At 42.7% G+C, this 438-nt stretch carries 1 protein-coding gene; it reads right to left on the bottom strand.

The annotated features are described in order from the left end of the window. A partial coding sequence (locus MKZ40_RS17010) for a DUF885 family protein (RefSeq protein ID WP_282627997.1) occupies positions 1-438 on the bottom strand: 438 nt, incomplete at both ends.

Here is a 438-nt window from a genome sequence, read left to right as displayed (position 1 = left end):
CGCAGGGATCATCGAGTGAACACCAAACATTTGGTTCACAGGGTAGTTGTAATGACGCCATTTGAAATCAGCAATTTCGTTTTCTAAATCTTGCTTTTTAAGGTCGTAGCTTACTTTTGTTGCGTCATCTAATAGGTCGCGGTTAATTGCGTTAAGCGCAACTAGGTCAGCTTTAGTTTGTTCAAAGTCTTCTAAAACGCGCTCTTCGCTGCCATCGTCCCATTTGTCGTAATCTTTTTTGATGCCCATGTATGTTTGATAGATAGGGCTTTTCATTACATCACGGTTAAAAGTATCTTCGAAGAAGGCATTAGCTTTATCGATTTCACTTTGTACAGGTTGGCTTTGTACACTTGGTGCAGGCTTCGGTTGCTCTTGCATTTGTTGGCAGCCGCCAAGTAATGCAACACTTACCGCCGCAGCGATGAAGGTCAGTTT

The sequence above is a fragment of the Cobetia sp. BMC6 genome (assembly GCF_029991385.1).
Taxonomy (GTDB): Bacteria; Pseudomonadota; Gammaproteobacteria; order Pseudomonadales; family Halomonadaceae; genus Cobetia.
The sequence above is the reverse complement of the archived record's forward strand: the minus strand, read 5'-3'. Positions and strand labels throughout refer to the sequence as shown.